This window comes from Curtobacterium sp. RM9, from assembly GCF_054956955.1.
The window spans coordinates 279,219-292,763 of the sequence record NZ_CM143271.1 but is presented as its reverse complement, the minus strand read 5'-3'; the positions used below and the strand labels follow the sequence as shown (position 1 = coordinate 292,763).

Sequence of the window (13,545 nt, the reverse complement as noted above, 5' to 3'; positions counted from 1 at the left end):
ACTCGGGCGCGAGCGGCTGGCACCATTGACGGATGGCCGAGCAGTTCCTCCCCGGTGCACCACGGCCGGGGCGCCCACCCCGGCCGCGCGTCCGCAACCTCGCACAGCACGACATCCGCGACGCCCGCGCCCGGCTGCGCGGCACGATCTACGAGGACGTGACGCCGGACACCCGGTCGCGTGAGCAGTACTCGCCGGTGCAGATCGTCGACTTCTGCCTCGACCTCGCCGAGGTGATGCTCGCCTCCGGTGCCGACACCCGCAGCGTCGAGACCGCGGTCGTCGCCGTGTCCACGAAGTGGAACCTCGCGCCGCTCGACCTCGACTTCTCCGGCAGCTCGGTGACGATCCAGTACGCGCCGGCCGACCACCCGCCGCTCGTGAAGGTCCGCACGGTGCAGTCCGACGGCTCCGACCTCGACCGGCTCGCTCGGGCGAACCAGATCGTCGACGACCTCGTGCACGGGGCGCGGGACATGACCGGTGCGGTGAACGCCCTCGTCGCCGTGCTGCGGCTGCCGAGCCGCTGGCCGACCTGGCTCGCCGACGTCGGGCTCTCCGTGCTGGGGACCTCGATCGCGATGCAGGCCGGCGGCGGTTGGCGCGCCGGCATCGGTGCGTTCGTCCTGATGTTCGGGATCATCCTGTCCGGGCGGTGGCTGACCGGCCGGGGCTTCCCGCAGTTCTTCGTCTCCGGAGCACAGGCGGCGGTCGCCTCGGCGCTCGGCACCCTGGCGATCTGGGGCGGTGTGCTCACGGCGACGGGTGCGGCCACGATGGTGGCGGCGCTGGTGGTCCTGCTGCTGCCGCACGTCTCGCTCGTCACGTGGGCGCAGGACGCGATCTCCGGGTTCCGGGCGATGGCCGTCGCCCGGGCGTTCTACATCGTGCTCGTGATCGCCGCGATCGTCGTGGGGGTGCCGGCCGGCATCGCGGTGCTGCAGTGGCTCCGGATCGAGGTCGACCCGTCGGGCATCGTCCTGCAGCCGCTCCCGCTCTGGGCGTCGCTGTCCCTGACCGTGGTGTCCGCCGCCGCAAACTGCTTCGTGCAGCAGGCCAGCGCACGGGTGATCCCGCTCGCGGTGCTGTTCTCCGTCGCCGCTGGCGCGTTCCTCTGGGAGCTGCGGCACCTCGGCATGCCGCTGCTCGGAGCGACGTTCATCGCGTCGGTGCTGCTCGGCGTCCTGTCGACGATCGCGGCTGCCCGGATGCGGACGGCGGTCGCGGCGATCGCGGTCCCGGCGTTCTGCGGTGCGCTGCTGCCCGGTGTCGCGGTGTCGAACGCGCTGCTGCACTTCATGTCGGGCTCGTCCGGCGCGGCACTCGACTTCGTGGCGGCGGTGTCCGTCGCACTGGGGATCGGCGCGGGTCTCGTGCTCGGTGGCCTCGTGGCGACTCCGGGTGCGCGGCGTGCGCTGCGCCGAGCCCGACGTGTCACGGTGCACTCGGTGCACAACGACACGACGGCGATCCCCGTGCTGCGGGACACCGGGTACGACCCCGGCAACGGCTCGGTGCCGCGGGGGTCGCGGGCACGCTGACCGCGCCGACGACTTCACGCGCTGAGCGACTCCTCACGGCTCCAGGAGCCCGTGAACTGTCGCTCAGCGCGTGAACTGTCAGGCGCCCGGCGTGGCCGCACGGCCGCGCGGCCCAGCGAGGCCGAACGGCCCCGTCCGCGCGGGTCAGCCCGCGTCGGAGACGGCCTTCGAGACCGCCGTGGGCGCGTCGTAGTCGCCGTCTGGGATGTTCTTCAGCGCGTCGAGGACGTCCCCGTCCGCACCTTCCTTCTCGGCGGTCGCGACGATGTCGTCCTTCGACGCCGGGTAGTCGATGCCGCTGAGGTACTTCTGGACCTGGATCGGGTTCGGTGCTGCCATGGTCGGCTTCCTTCCGTCGGAGCCACCACGACTACGCCGACGTCCCTGCACACCGGTCAGGTCAGTGCGCCGAGCGGCTCAGATCTCCCAGCTCCCGGTGTCGCCCCACGTCGCGAAGCGTCGCGCGGCCTGCGGTTCGTACCGCTCCATCCAGCCGCGCTCGAGGCGCGTCACCGCCCGGTCGAACGCCGGCACGAGGTCGAGCTCCGACCGGAGCAGGGCCTGGAGCTGCAGGCCCTCGTACAGCGCGATGAGCTGCTCGGCACCGCGGCGCGGGTCCATCGTGTGCGGCGCCCGACCGACGGCGACGTCGTGCTCGAGGCCGCGCTTGATCTGCGCGTAGAAGAGCTGGTAGCGCGATCGGAGGTACGGCGCCATCGGGTGCTCCGGGTTGCCCGCGACGGCGAGCAGCGCGACGAGCAGGCGCATCAGTGCGGGGTCCTCGGCGTTCGAGGCGACGATCGCGCGGAGGAGTTCGACGGTCGACCCGTCCCCGACCTCGCGCGTCACCTCGTCCATGCGGCCGCCGTTCCAGCGGTCCACCGCCGCGAGCACGAGGCCGTCCCACGACGGGAAGTGCTTGTGCAGCTCGTCCACGCCGATGCCGAGCCGCTCCGCGACCTGCGCGGGCGATGCCTCGTGGAAGGGGACGTCCCGGAGCAGGTCGACGGTCGCGCCGACGATCGTGATCCGCAGGTGCAGGGTGGCTGCCGCAGCAGCCGCCGCCTGCGTGTCCGCACTGGCGTGTTCGAGCATCATGCCCTCCGTCGTCCCCGGACGTCCTGTCCGTGTCGGTCCCGGAACCGGGACATGACCATCCAATCCGAGAACGGGGGACAACAGAATCCCCCGGTCCGGGTGTCGGCATGTCGGGGGACAAACCGCCACTGGCACGGCGTGTCCAGCCGGTTCCGCGGCATCCGTGTGACCATGCCGTCATGACCCCGCAGGACCCCATCGCCCAGGGACTCGCCACGATGGCGTCGGCCGGCTTCGAGTTCGGCGGCGACCCGGAGCAGGTCGTGCACGACGTCCGCACGATGTGGGAGCAGCTCGGCCGGCCCGCGGGCGCCTTCGAGGCCGCCGCACAGGCGATCGCCGTGTTGCCGCAGCGCCCGGAGGTGCCCATCGCCGACCAGTCGCGCCGCCGGGCGTTCGAACGCGCGGTCGGGATCAACCCGGTGGAGGTCGAGCTCGCCGCCGCGCTGTCGGCGCGCGAGCTGCTCGAGCGGATGGCGCGGTCCGTCAGCTGCTGATGCGCGCGGTGGACCTCACCGTGGACGGACTGGAGGCGCGGTGCCAGCCGGCACCGCGCCTCCAGTCCGTGGACCGTCCTGTCTACGGCGTCGGCATGCCGCCGTCGACGTGCAGCGTCTCGCCCACCACGTAGGACGACTCGCCGCTGGCGAGGAACACGTAGGCGGGCGCGAGCTCGGCGGGCTGGCCCCAGCGGCCGAGGTACGTCTGCTCACCGGCGGAGGGCAGCGCCTCCGGCGGCTGGCCGCCGGCCGGCTGCAGCGGCGTCCAGATCGGGCCGGGGGCGACGGCGTTGACGCGGATGCCCTTCGGCGCGAGCTGGGCGGCGAGGCCCTTCGCGAGGTTGTTCACCGTGGCCTTGGTCGCGGCGTAGTGCACGAGGTGCGGCGACGGCGCGTACGCCTGGATCGAGGTCGTGTTGATGATCGTCGAACCGGGCTGCAGGTGCGGCACCGCGGCCTTCGTGATCCGGAAGGTGGCGTAGGCGTTCGTCTTGAAGGTCTCGTCGAACTCCTCGTCGGAGATCTTCGTGATGTCGTCGACGTTCTGCTGCTTGCCCGCGTTGTTCACGAGGATGTCGAGGCCACCGAGCTGCTCGACAGCGTCGGCGACGAGCTGTTCGCAGAACTCGAGCGACGTGATGTCACCCGGCAGCGCGACGGCCTTGCGACCGGCGGCCTCGATGAGGGCGACGATGCGGTCCGCGTCCTCCTGCTCCTCGGGGAGGTAGCCGATCGCGACGTCGGCACCCTCACGGGCGTAGGCGATGGCGACGGCGGCGCCGATGCCCGAGTCGCCGCCCGTGATGAGCGCCTTGCGACCCTCGAGTCGACCCGAGCCGCGGTAGGTCTCCTCGCCGTGGTCGGCGGGGACGTTCTCCGCCATCTCCTCGTCGGTCCCGGCACCCTCGAGGTACTGCTCGTCCGGCTTCTTGTCGGCGTAGAGCTTCGTCGGGTCCTGCATCGTGTACTGGTCGATCCGCTGGTCCGTCATGGCGCAGACGGTACGCACCCGGCCACCCGTGTCCGTCCAGGCGCCTGTCCCCCGTCGTCACCGTCGTCCCCCGGCCGGTCCGCCGAACGACGGGCACCACGTCGTCGAGCCGTCGTCGTTTGTCACGGTCAGGTGACGGGGAGGCTCCGATTCGGTAACACCTGTCGTCCTGCTCGGACCGAGGTCGTAGCGTCGACGGGTGACCTCCCGGACCCGTCGTGCGCTGAGCGCTGCCGTGATCGCCATCACGGCATGCACGTTCGCGCTGGGCGGTGGCGCCACCGCGGCGTCCGCATCGACCCCGACCGCGGCGACCGGTGGCGACACCCCCGCGGTGCACCTGCAGCCCGTGAAGGTCTCGACCGCCAAGCTCAAGCGCGTCGACACCATCGAGCTCGACGCCGAGTCGATCGTGTTCCGGCGCGACGGCAAGACCGTCGTCGAGACGTCGATGCGCGACTCGCGCGGCACCGTCGGGGTGCTCAACCGGCTGCTCGGCACACCCTCGCGGACGAAGACCCCCGAGGGCGACGGCGGCGCGTGCTTCCCCTCCGGGACGACCTACACGTGGGGTGGTGCCGTCCGCGTGGCCGCACTGAGCAGCCCGGCCGAGATCGGCAACGCGGTCGAGGTCCGGGTGCTCCGCGACGTCGTGCGCTCCCGGTTCGGCGACCCGGTCGAGCTCACCGGCCCGGACGGCGTCCAGGTCGGCGACGACCTGCAGGACGTCATCGACGACACGCCGCGGTCGGACCGCATGGCCTTCGGCGCCGGGGACGACGCCGCGTGGCAGGTCGTCCTACAGCAGGGCTGGCAGCCGGCGGACGACTCCGCTGATGCGGGCGACGCCGCCGACGGAGACGACTCCGCCGGCGATGCCGCACTCGGCACGAACGGCGTCTCGGCGCTGACCGACCGCACCACCGTCACGGTCCTCGGTTCCCCGATGCCGGTCCACGCCCAGCGCGGCTGCTGACACCCGCCGGGCGGGACGCCCGGATCAGACCCGGAGCGTCGCCACCACCGGGAAGTGGTCGCTGGCGGCCCACGTCTCCGGACCGTCGTGGTCGATGACGACCCGGTCGACCCCGGCGATCCCGCGCGTGAGCACCCAGTCGATGCGCTCACCCGAGTCGACCGGCGGCTGCCAGCCGTTGTACGACGCCGTCCGGTCGTCGGTCGAGCCGCCGGCCGACCAGGCGTCTTCGAACCCGGCCTCGGCGAAGACACGTGATGCCGCCCCGGAGCCCGCGGGCTCGTTGCAGTCGCCGGCGAACACCACGGGGCCGTCGACGACGCTGAGGCGCTCGACCACGAGGGCGGCACTCCGTCCGCGCACCTCGTCGCCGTGTGGTCCCTGCTCGTGGTCGAGGTGGGTGGTCAGGAGCGTGAACGCGTCACCCTCGGCGTCGAGGAAGCGCGCGTGGTTCGCGACCCGGGGGTAGAGGCTGCCCCACGTGTTCGAGGCCGGCTCCTCCGGGGTGTCGGAGAGCCAGAACGTGCCCTGGTCGACCGGGCGGAAGCGGCTGCGCCGGAAGAACACCGCGGCGTGCTCCCCCGCCGTGCCGCCCTCGCGCCCCTGACCGACGTCGCCGTGCTCGGGGAGCCCGGCCCGGAGTTCGTCCATCTGGTGGTCGAACGCCTCCTGCACGCAGAGCAGGTCGGGGTCGTGGCGACGGATGACGTCGAGCAGGAGCGGGAGTCGGGCCGGCCAGTCGTGCGCCGGATCGGGGTTCTTCACGTTGTAGGTCATCAGGGTGATCGGACGCGCAGCGGGGCTCACCCGTCGAACCTACTGAAGCGCTCCTCGGTCCCGCCCAGTCAGCCGGTCATGATCCGCCGGAGCGCGAGGACGCCGTCGCGGGCACGGGTCTTCGCGGTGCCGAGCGGGACGTCGAGCGTGACGGCGAGCTCCGGCCCGCTCAGGCCGACGAGGTGTCGGAGCACGACGGCCTCGCGCTGCCGGTGCGGCAGCGCCCGGACCGCCCGGTGCAGATCGCCCCGCTCGAGGACGCTCTCGGCGCGCTCGGTCGCCGCGTGGTCGACGGGCTCGTGGTCGCGCGCGCCGACGCGGAGGTCCCGCTCGCGGTCAGCACGGGCCTTGCGGACCCGGTCGATCGCGCGCCTCTGGGCGACGGTGCGGATGAACGCGATCGCGGTGTGCGCGGGGTCGAAGCGGTGCGCGAGCTGCCAGACCTCGAGGAAGACGTCCTGCACGACCTCTTCCGCCTGCGCGGCGTCGGCGAGCTGCGCGCGCACCCAGCGGTCGACGAGCGGGCGGAACCGGGCGTGCAGCCGGGTGAACGCGGCGTCGTCCCCGGCAGCCACCGCGAGCAGGAGCCCGCGCTCGTCGTCGCGCCGCTGTTCCAGCTCGTCGTGCATGACTGGAATACTACGTACCGGTTGCTCCGTGTCAGCCGTGCGGACGGGCGGCGGTCAGTTGATGCAGGCGCCCTCGGTGCCGTAGGTCTTCACGTCGGTCGAGGTGGGCTTCGGCTCGCTCGAGGGCTTCGCGGGCGTCGACGGAGCTGCCGGCGTCGACGGCGCCGAGCCCGTTCCGGCCGTGGCGTCACCGGCAGCGGCCGAACCGCCGTCGGTCGGGGCCGCCGCGACGGGCACCGGCGTGACGGTCTTGCCGTCGGTCCCGAGCACGAGCGTGACGCCGGAGACACTGTTCGACCGCACCGCGACGGCGCCCGGCACGACGGCGGCGAGCGCCTTCGCCTGCCCCTCCATGCCCCTCGGGTACTGGATCTGTGTGGCCTTGGTGGTGTCCGAGGAGCCGGGGGTACCGACGGGGAAGCCACGGGCCGTGAGGACCTGACCAGCGGCCGAGGCGGCGCCGGTGACGCCGCTGCCGTTCAGCACGGTGACCGGGACGTTCGCGGGCCGCCACGGGCGTGCCTTCGTGTACTCGTCGGGCTGGCCGACGAGTCCCTGCACGAAGGCGGGCAGGCCGACGGTGTCGATCTCGACGATGGAGAGCGCCGACCCGCCGACGTAGATGGTCGGCGTGCCGAGGGTCGGGATGGTCGCGGACTGGATGTTGCCCGGACGCAGGTTGCGCATCTGACCCGCCAGGGACACCAGGTCGGTGTCGGTCTGGATGGACCCGCCGACCGCCCCCAGGATGTTGCCCATCTTGATCGGGTTGAGCAGCGTGCCCGCGGACAGGACCTTGCGTGCTTCCTGCGACAGGAAGTACTGCTGCCGGACGTTGCGGTCGAGGTCGCCGTTGGGCAGCCCGTGGCGCTGGCGCACGAAGGACAGCGCCTGCTTGGCGTCGAGTGTCGACTTGCCCTTCGGCAGGTCCACGCCGGAGTAGGGGTCGTTGACGGCCTGGTTCAGGCAGACGTCGACGGGCCCGAGTTCCTTGACGACCTGGTAGAAGCCCAGCAGCGAGACGCGCACGTAGTGGTCGATGGTGAGACCGCTGAGGTCCTGGATGGTCTGGATGAGCAGCTTCGCACCGCCGGTGTCGCCACCGCCGTTGAGCGTGCCGTAGTAGAAGGCGCTGTTCAGCTTGCCCTTGCCGACGCCCGGGATCGGGACGTACGAGTCGCGCGGGAACGAGATCATCGTCGCCTGCGTGCCGTCGGCGTTGATGTGCAGCACGATCATCGTGTCGGTGTTCGTGGCTCCGCCGTCGCTCTCGGTGCTGAGCTCGGCCATCTGCTCGGGCGTCGCGTTGTCCGGGCGGTGGTCGTCGCCGACGAGCAGGATGTTCTGTGCCTGGCCGTCGACGTCGTCGGCGTCGGCCTTCGTCCCGCCGCCGATCGCGTCGATCTTCGTGATGCCGTTCGAGAGCTTGCCGTAGGCGTAGGCCGCGTAGCCGCCGCTGAGCAGGAGTCCCATGGTCAGCACGCCGGCGACGGCGGGCAGGACCACCCCGCCGCGGCGCTTCTGGCGCCCGTGGCGCGGCGGTGCGTAGCCACGGCGGGCGCGGCGCGTCGTCTCCTCGGGTGCGATGCTCACCCGGAAACCATAACCGGACGCCGTGGAACGGACAGGGAATCCGCTGAGCGTCGTGCGGTCGTGCCTAGACCTGCTCGCCGCGTGCGGGCAGGAGGTGGATCGCCTCCATCGCCAGTTCGGCGGCGATCGGGTCCACCGCGACGACCGCGTCACGCAGCTTCGTCAACTCCGGACGGACCGCCTCGACCGGGATCAGCTCGGCGAGCTCGGGGACCCGGAGCCGGTAGGCCAGCCCGTCCGTCGTCGCCCGGCACAGGGCGGCGAGGGAGGCGTTCCCGCAGTGCTCCGCCCACTGCGCGTAGATGTCGGCGCCGCCCCGGGCGATCTCGGCCTGCTGGTCGGCGTCGAGTCCCGCGGCGGCGGCGTCGATCGTGGCGACGATCCGATCGCGCTCGGCGTCCGTGAGCCGCGGCACGGCCAGCCGCACCACGCCGCCGTAGATCACCCCGAGCGTGCGGTACGCGTCGAGCAGTTCGTCCCGCGTCGGGGTCGCCACGCGGGTGTAGCGGTTCGGTGCCATCTCGATCAGGCCGGCGCGCGCCAGCTCGGCGAGGGCTTCACGGATCGGGGTCCGGGAGACGCCGAGCCAGCCGATGAGGTCGTCGTCGTTCAGCCGCTCACCGGGTTCGAGCGTGCCGTCCATGATCGCGTCGCGGATCTTGTCCTGCACCGTGTCACGGAGGAGCTTGCGCTCCGCGGCGGGCTGCGTCGAGGGGACTGGCATGACACCAGCGTGTCACATGTCATGGGTCGGGCGCGAGCGCCTCCCGAGCCGTGACGGCCACCAGGCACGGTGCCCGAGGTCGTACGCCAGCGCCGGGACGAGCAGGGAGCGGACCACGATCGTGTCGAGCAGGACGCCGAACGCCACCACGAAGGCGATCTGCACGAGGAACAGGATCGGGATCACCCCGAGCGCCGCGAAGGTCGCCGCGAGCACGATCCCGGCCGAGGTGATCACCCCGCCGGTGGCCCCGAGCCCGCGCAGGACGCCCTCGCGCGGCCCGTGCCGCAGGGCCTCCTCGCGGACCCGCGTCATCAGGAAGATGTTGTAGTCGACGCCGAGCGCCACCAGGAACACGAACGAGTAGAGCGGGACGGACGGATCGGCCCCGGGGGACCGGAACACCCCGTCGAACACGAGCGCCCCGACGCCGAGCGCCGCCGCGAACGACACGATCACGCTGCCGATGAGCACGAGCGGCGCCACGATGCTGCGGAGCAGGAGCATCAGGATGAGCAGGATCACGACGAGCACCACCGGGATGATGACCGAGCGGTCGCGGATGCCGGTGTCGTTCGTGTCGACGGCGGTCGCGGTGACCCCGCCCACGATCGCGTCCGGGTCGACGCCCTCGACGGCGGTCCGGAGCTCGCGCACGGTGTGTTCGGCGGCCGTGGAGTCGGCCGGGTCGGCGAGCGTCGCCTCGAGGAGCACGTCGCCGCGCGACACCGTCGGCTCCGCGCCGACCGGACCGCCGGCCCCGCTCGCGCCGGCAGCCCCGCTCGCGCCGCCGGTGACCGACACGGTGCCCGACGGCGCGTCCTTCGCGGCCGCGACCACACCGTCGACGCCGTCCACGCCCGACACGGCCTCGACGAGTCGCTCGAGGTCGTCCGCCGAGCCGATCACCTGCGCGGGGCTGCCGGAGCCCCCGGGGAAGTGGTCGGCGAGCACGTCCTGCCCGTCGCGCGCCTGCGAGGCCCCGATCACGAGGTCGCTCTGCGGCACCCCGTCGGCACGGAGCCCGATCAGCCCCGTGCCCATCGCGAAGAGCGCCACCGTGCAGACGACCCAGACCGTTCGCGACCGCCGAGCGACGAGTCGTCCGACCCGGGCCCACAGCCCGCGGGCGTCGGGTCCGGTGAGCACGGGGTGGGCGCTGCCGTACGCCGGCCGGAGCGGCCAGAACGCTGCACGGCGGAACGCCAGGAGCAGTGCGGGCAGCAGGGTGAGGGCCGCGAGCAGGCTGAACGCGATGCCGATCGCCGCGACGGGCCCGAGCGCCTTGTTCGAGTTGAGGTCGGACAACAGCAGGCAGAGCACGCCGACGATGACGGTGCCACCCGAGGCGAGGATCGGCTCGAGGCTGCCGCGGAGGGCTGCCTTCGTCGCGTCCCAGCCGGTGCGGTGGTCGCGCAGGACCTCGCGGTAGCGCGCCGTGTAGAGGAGCGCGTAGTCGGTCGCCGCACCGATCACGAGGATCGAGAGGATGCCCTGCACCTGCCCGTTCACCGTGACGAGGTCGGCCTTCGCGAGCCACCAGACGACGAGGATCGATGCGCACAGGGCGAAGGTCGCCGTGCCGAGCACCAGGACCGGCAGGAGCGGGGACCGGTAGACCACGATGAGGATGACGAACACCGCGGCGAGGGCGACCCCCAGCAGCAGCCCGTCGATGCCCGCGAACGCCTCGGTTAGGTCGGCGGTGAACCCGGCCGGTCCGGTGACGAAGCCGCGGAGTCCGGACGGCAGCGCGTCGTCCACGTCGGCCCGGACCGCCTCGACCGTGTCGCCCGTCTCGGCGTCCGGGGTCAGGGTGGCGACGATCTCCGCTGCGTCCCCGTCCTCGCTGGGGATCACGGGGCTGACGCCCTGCACGTCGTCGCGGTCGCCCAGGGTGGTGGCGAGCCGCGCGGCGACGGCACGGTCGGCGGCGGTCAGGCCACCGTCGCGTTCGAGGACGACGATCGCCGGCGCCCCCGACTCCTGCCGGAACTCCGACGCCCGTTCCTGCACCTTCGTGGCGTCGGCGGATGCCGGCAGGAACGAGGTCTGGTCGTTCGTGGAGACCTCGGAGATCTTGCCGAAGTACGGGCCGCCGACGGAGGCGACGGCGAGCCAGACGACGATGACGAGCGCGGGGAGCACGATGCGGAGGAAGCGGGACACGGCGCCGAGCGTACACCGGTCGTCAGCATGCTGATGACCTCGCCGGACGGTCGGTCGCGCCGCCGTAGGATCGGTGCATGGACGAGGCGCCGACCGAGTGGCCGCTGGGACGCCTGCTCTCGGCGGCGGCACGCTCCGTCGAACGGGACTGGGACGAGCGACTCCGGGCGATCGGCCTGCAGCACGCGGCGGTCGTGGTGGTGGACATCCTGCTGCGCACCGGCCCGACCGGGGCGGACACCCTCGCGCGGACGGCACGGGTGCAGCCGCAGACGATGTCGCGGACGCTCGAACGCATGGAGCGGGACGGCCTCGTGGTGCGCTCCGCCCACCCGGACGACGGCCGTCGTCGCGTCGTCGACGTCACGGCGCACGGCCGGACCGCCTGGGAGACCGCGCGACACATCGAGCAGGAAGTCCTGCCCGACGACGCAGACCTCCGGCGGGCCCTGACCGCGGTGCTGCGACGTCCTGGTCCTCCCGCGCACGACACCAGCGTGTGACATACCAGATCCTGTAGCATGGGCCGGTCGGTACCAGGGCCGACCCGACCCGCAGGAGTCCCGTTGTCCGAGCGCCGTGCCGCCCGCCTCGCCGAGGAAGCCACACTGAGCACCGGCCGCAGCAGGCCCCGCCGCGCCCGGGCCCGACGCGGGCGACCCCGTCGGAAGCGCCCGGTGCTCACCGCGGTCGTCGCCACGCTCGGCACCCTCGTCGGCCTCGCCACGGTGCTCGCAGTCGTCGCCAGCGTCTTCGTCGGCGGACTCGCCAGCCGCTACGACGACGGCCGTGACGTCATCGCCGACGCGTTCCCGAGCGGCGTCCGCCCCGCGGCCTCGGGGAACGCCCAGAACATCCTGCTCATCGGCTCCGACTCCCGTTCGGAGACCGCACCGGACGGGTCCCCCGGCCCCGGCGGGCGCTCGGACACCCTGATGCTCGCGCACGTCCCGGCGGACCGCAGCGCCGTGTACCTCATGTCGGTCATGCGTGACTCGTGGGTCGACGTCCCCGGCCACGGGCAGGCGAAGATCAACGCGGCGTACTCCTGGGGCGGGGTGCCCCTGACCGTGCAGACCGTGGAGCAGCTCCTCGACGTCCGCATCGACCACGTCGCCGAGATCGACTTCCGCGGCTTCGCGGCGATGACCGACGCACTCGGTGGCGTGACCGTCGACTCCCCCGCGACCTTCGACACCCGTGGGCACCACTTCACCGCCGGCCCGAACCGGCTCGACGGCGCCGCCGCGCTCGTGTTCGTCCGCGAGCGGTACGCCTTCGCCGACGCCGACCACACCCGGGTCCGGAACCAGCAGGCGTTCATGCGCGGGGTGCTGGACGGCGTCCTGTCGGAAGGCACCCTGACGAACCCGGGCCGCTTGCAGGCCTTCGTGGGCGCCACGAGCTCGCACCTGGCGACCGACGCGGGCCTCGACGTCCGGACGGTGGCCGCGCTCGGCTGGTCGCTCCGCGGCGTCCGAGCGGACGACCTGCACACCTTCACGGTGCCGACCGCGGGGGCGGGGACGAGCGCGGACGGGCAGTCCTACGTGACGCTGAACGGTCTCGAGGTCCAAGAACTCTCGCGGGCCCTCCGGTCCGACGACGTCGCCGGCTGGCTGCGCGAGCACACGGCCGACGACTGACACCGCGGCCCCGACCCCGGCCCCGCCCCCGCCCCCGCCCCCGCCCCCGCCCCGAGCGCACCGGCGACGACCGGCCGTCGCCGGACGCGAGGACGCCCCACGACCGATGGTCGCGGGGCGTCGTCGTGGTGCGGTGGCTCAGGCGGGGAGCTGCAGCGTCTGCCCCGCGTAGATGAGGTTGGCGTCGTCGATCGTCGACGTGTTCGCGGCCCACAACTTCATGTAGCCGCCGTCGATGCCGAGCTTGGTCGCGATGCTGTCGAGCGTGTCGCCCGAGGCGATCGTGTAGGTCTTGCCGCTCGTCGCGACGGCCGCCGGCTTGGCGGGACCGGCCGGGGCTGCGGGTGCGGCCTTCGCCGCCGGGGCCGACTGCGCGGGAGCGGCCTGCTGCGGTGCGGTCCGCTGGGGCGCGGCCTGCTGCGGTGCGGCCTGCTGCGGTGCGGCCTGCTGCGGTGCAGCGGCCTGCGGTGCTGCGGCCTGCGGGGCGGCACCGGCGGTGCCGCTCAGGCCGAGCTTCGCGGAGCAGGCCGGCCAGGCACCCCAGCCCTGGGACGCCAGGACACGCTCGGCGACGGAGATCTGCGTCGCACGGCTCGCGGACGCCGGGTTGCCGGAGCCCCCGTGCGCCTGCCAGGTGCCGAGGGTGAACTGCAGGCCGCCGTAGTAGCCGTTGCCGGTGTTGATGGCCCAGTTGCCGCCGGACTCGCACTGCGCGAGGGCGTCCCAGGTCGAACCGGAGGCCGCGTTCGCGGGTGCCGCCGCGAGGCCGACACCGGTCGCCGCGATGCCGGCGAAGGCCAGACCGCCGACGATGGTGCGGGTACGAGAAAGCTTCTTCATGTCGTTGCTCCACCGGGACCACGCACCGAGAGCCGGTCGCCACTGCCCGTCCCGACCGGTC

The 13,545-nt window shown here is 72.8% G+C and carries 14 protein-coding genes; 5 read left to right on the top strand and 9 right to left on the bottom strand.

All coding sequences use genetic code 11. The features are described from left to right. Window positions 1-32: 32 nt before the first annotated feature. Window positions 33-1,541, top strand: coding sequence for a threonine/serine exporter family protein (locus tag ACY3FI_RS01405; protein ID WP_462548943.1), 1,509 nt, complete (start codon window positions 33-35; stop codon window positions 1,539-1,541). Window positions 1,542-1,685: 144 nt separating this feature from the next. Here ACY3FI_RS01405 and ACY3FI_RS01400 read toward each other — a convergent pair whose 3' ends face one another. After that, window positions 1,686-1,880, bottom strand: a complete 195-nt coding sequence (locus ACY3FI_RS01400) for a DUF2795 domain-containing protein (protein WP_462548942.1) — start codon at window positions 1,878-1,880, stop codon at window positions 1,686-1,688. A gap of 78 nt (window positions 1,881-1,958) precedes the next feature. Then, entirely contained in the window at window positions 1,959-2,639 is a 681-nt protein-coding gene (locus ACY3FI_RS01395) for a TetR/AcrR family transcriptional regulator (protein ID WP_462548941.1), read from the bottom strand. A 179-nt stretch (window positions 2,640-2,818) separates the two neighbouring features. Here ACY3FI_RS01395 and ACY3FI_RS01390 point away from each other — a divergent pair, with 179 nt between their 5' ends. Then, window positions 2,819-3,136, top strand: coding sequence for a hypothetical protein (locus ACY3FI_RS01390; RefSeq protein ID WP_462548940.1), 318 nt, complete (start codon window positions 2,819-2,821; stop codon window positions 3,134-3,136). 82 nt (window positions 3,137-3,218) lie between these two features. Here ACY3FI_RS01390 and ACY3FI_RS01385 read toward each other — a convergent pair whose 3' ends face one another. Continuing rightward, on the bottom strand, window positions 3,219-4,130 hold the full coding sequence (locus tag ACY3FI_RS01385; RefSeq protein WP_462548939.1) for an SDR family oxidoreductase: 912 nt from the start codon (window positions 4,128-4,130) through the stop codon (window positions 3,219-3,221). Between the two features lie 199 nt (window positions 4,131-4,329). On the opposite strand from ACY3FI_RS01385, the gene ACY3FI_RS01380 reads away from it, so the two are divergent. Then, window positions 4,330-5,106 (top strand): hypothetical protein, encoded by a 777-nt coding sequence (locus tag ACY3FI_RS01380; RefSeq protein WP_462548938.1) that lies wholly within the window; start codon window positions 4,330-4,332, stop codon window positions 5,104-5,106. 24 nt (window positions 5,107-5,130) lie between these two features. Here the strand turns inward: ACY3FI_RS01380 and ACY3FI_RS01375 are convergent, their stop codons facing one another. The 5 genes from ACY3FI_RS01375 to ACY3FI_RS01355 all read right to left on the bottom strand — a co-directional run bounded on the left by ACY3FI_RS01375 (window position 5,131) and on the right by ACY3FI_RS01355 (window position 10,998). After that, window positions 5,131-5,913 carry an endonuclease/exonuclease/phosphatase family protein gene (locus tag ACY3FI_RS01375; protein ID WP_462548937.1) on the bottom strand — a complete coding sequence of 261 codons (783 nt, stop codon included), beginning with the start codon at window positions 5,911-5,913 and terminating at the stop codon, window positions 5,131-5,133. 38 nt (window positions 5,914-5,951) lie between these two features. After that, entirely contained in the window at window positions 5,952-6,512 is a 561-nt protein-coding gene (locus ACY3FI_RS01370; RefSeq protein WP_462548936.1) for a sigma-70 family RNA polymerase sigma factor, read from the bottom strand. A gap of 54 nt (window positions 6,513-6,566) precedes the next feature. Beyond that, the gene (locus ACY3FI_RS01365) at window positions 6,567-8,105 is read right to left on the bottom strand and encodes an LCP family protein (RefSeq protein WP_462548935.1); all 1,539 of its coding nucleotides are present in this window, start codon (window positions 8,103-8,105) and stop codon (window positions 6,567-6,569) included. A gap of 64 nt (window positions 8,106-8,169) precedes the next feature. Further along, window positions 8,170-8,829 (bottom strand): GntR family transcriptional regulator, encoded by a 660-nt coding sequence (locus ACY3FI_RS01360; protein ID WP_462548934.1) that lies wholly within the window; start codon window positions 8,827-8,829, stop codon window positions 8,170-8,172. 12 nt (window positions 8,830-8,841) lie between these two features. Continuing rightward, window positions 8,842-10,998 (bottom strand): MMPL family transporter, encoded by a 2,157-nt coding sequence (locus tag ACY3FI_RS01355; protein WP_462548933.1) that lies wholly within the window; start codon window positions 10,996-10,998, stop codon window positions 8,842-8,844. A gap of 77 nt (window positions 10,999-11,075) precedes the next feature. Here ACY3FI_RS01355 and ACY3FI_RS01350 point away from each other — a divergent pair, with 77 nt between their 5' ends. Next, the gene (locus tag ACY3FI_RS01350) at window positions 11,076-11,501 is read left to right on the top strand and encodes a MarR family winged helix-turn-helix transcriptional regulator (RefSeq protein ID WP_462548932.1); all 426 of its coding nucleotides are present in this window, start codon (window positions 11,076-11,078) and stop codon (window positions 11,499-11,501) included. A 63-nt stretch (window positions 11,502-11,564) separates the two neighbouring features. After that, window positions 11,565-12,644, top strand: a complete 1,080-nt coding sequence (locus tag ACY3FI_RS01345) for an LCP family protein (RefSeq protein ID WP_462548931.1) — start codon at window positions 11,565-11,567, stop codon at window positions 12,642-12,644. A 138-nt stretch (window positions 12,645-12,782) separates the two neighbouring features. Here the strand turns inward: ACY3FI_RS01345 and ACY3FI_RS01340 are convergent, their stop codons facing one another. Next, window positions 12,783-13,484, bottom strand: coding sequence for a transglycosylase family protein (locus ACY3FI_RS01340; RefSeq protein WP_462548930.1), 702 nt, complete (start codon window positions 13,482-13,484; stop codon window positions 12,783-12,785). Window positions 13,485-13,545 lie beyond the last annotated feature (61 nt).